2 protein-coding genes are annotated in these 1,644 nt (G+C 71.0%); both read right to left on the bottom strand.

Going from position 1 to position 1,644, the window contains the following annotated elements:
- A partial coding sequence (locus I55_RS04995) for an ABC transporter permease (RefSeq protein WP_044559409.1) occupies positions 1–1,265 on the bottom strand: 1,265 nt, incomplete at its 3' end.
- A gap of 12 nt (positions 1,266–1,277) precedes the next feature.
- A partial coding sequence (locus I55_RS04990) for an FtsX-like permease family protein (protein ID WP_044559408.1) occupies positions 1,278–1,644 on the bottom strand: 367 nt, incomplete at its 5' end.

Genomic DNA, 1,644 nt, shown 5'->3' with positions numbered 1-1,644 from the left:
CGCCCCAGGGCGGGCGCCTGGGCGCGGCCCTTCAGGACCTCTCCCGGGCGATAACCCGACAGGACCAGGGCGGGGTAGAAGCCGCCCAGCACACCCACCAGCAGGGGTGTGACCAGCAGCAGCGGCAACAGCCAACCACGCGTCAGCGGCGCCAGGCCCACGCCCCGGCCCACCAGCGCCTGGAAGGCCGGCATGGCCACCTCCATCAGGGCCAGCGCAGCCAAGGTGCCCAGGGCGGCCAGCACCACCGCCTCACCGGTGAACAGGGCCACCAGTTGCCGGCGCCGCGCGCCCACCAGTTTGCGGATGCCCACCTCCCGCGCGCGGTTGATGGCCTGCGCCGTGGCCATGTTGGTGTAGTTGGCGATGGCGATGCCCAGGATCAGCAGCGCGACACCCGCCAGTATCTGCAGGGTGCCGACGTCGCCCATGCTGACGTCGCCCAGGGAGCGGATGTGCAGGTAGATGTCCGGCACCGGGTCCAGCCGCAGGCTGAGGATGTTTTCCGCCCCCGCGCCGGCCTGGTCGGGTGCCGGCGGATTGTGGCGATTGACGAAGGCCGGCAGGCCGGCGGCGACGGCCTGGGCGGAGGCGCCCTGCGCCAACCGGATATAAGTCGCGGCCCCGCGGATGTCGCTCCACGAACCGGTCATATGCGCCCACGATTTGTCACCCCGCGCCGCATCGGCGGCGATGGCGGCGAAGCGAAGATGGCTTTGCGGCACCGGCGCCAGGATGCCGGTGACCGTCAGGATGATGCCGCCGCGCTTGACCTCCACCGTGCGGCCGATGGGATCAGCATCACCGAACAGGGTGCGGGCCAGATCGCGGGTGATGACCACGCCGTCAGGCCGGGCCAGCACCGTGGCGGCGTCCCCTTGCTCCAGCGGATAATCCAGCACTTGCAGGAAGTTGGGGTCGGCCCACAGGATCTGCTGTTCAAAGAACCGGGGGGCCGTGCCCATCATCACCCGGTCCATTTCCATGCGCGCGGCGGCCTCCACCTCCGGCACCTCCTGCTTGAGGGGAATGGGCAGCTCGGTGGGGGCGAAGCTCAACTTGATGGATTGGCCACCAACATTCAGCGCGCCGCCCACACGATACAGGCGTTCGGCGTGGGTGAAGCCGTGGTCCACCACCCCCTCCTCGGCCACATAGAGGCTGACCAGCAGGAAGGCGGCGATGCCCACCGCCAGGCCCGCCAGGTTCAGCAGGGTGAACAGCAGGTGGCGGCGGAATAGGGCGGCAAAGGCGACGGTGGGCACGGGCGTTCTCCCTCACTCATAACGCAGGGCGCCGGCGGGCGGCGCCTGGGTCACGCGGACCACGTGGACGGCCACGGTGGCCAGGGCGACGGCCAGCGCCGCGGCACCAGCGGCCAGGAAGGTACCCGGCCCCTGGTCCACCCGCACGGCGAACTGGGCCAGCCAGCGATGCAGGCCCCACCACGCGACCGGCCAGGCGATCAGGTTGGCCAGCAGCACCGGCCGCGCGAACTGCCAGGCCATCAGCCAGGCGATGTCGCGGGCGCGGGCGCCCACCACCCGGCGGATGCCGATCTCCTTGGTCCGGCGGGCGGCCGAGAGCGCGGTCAGTCCGAACAGGCCCAGGTTGGCCAGCACGATGGCCAGCGCGCTGAAGATG

The sequence above is a fragment of the Azospirillum sp. B4 genome (assembly GCF_000333275.1).
GTDB lineage: Bacteria > Pseudomonadota > Alphaproteobacteria > Azospirillales > Azospirillaceae > Nitrospirillum.
Note: the sequence above shows the minus strand (reverse complement) of the source record. Positions and strands in the feature narration are given on the sequence as shown.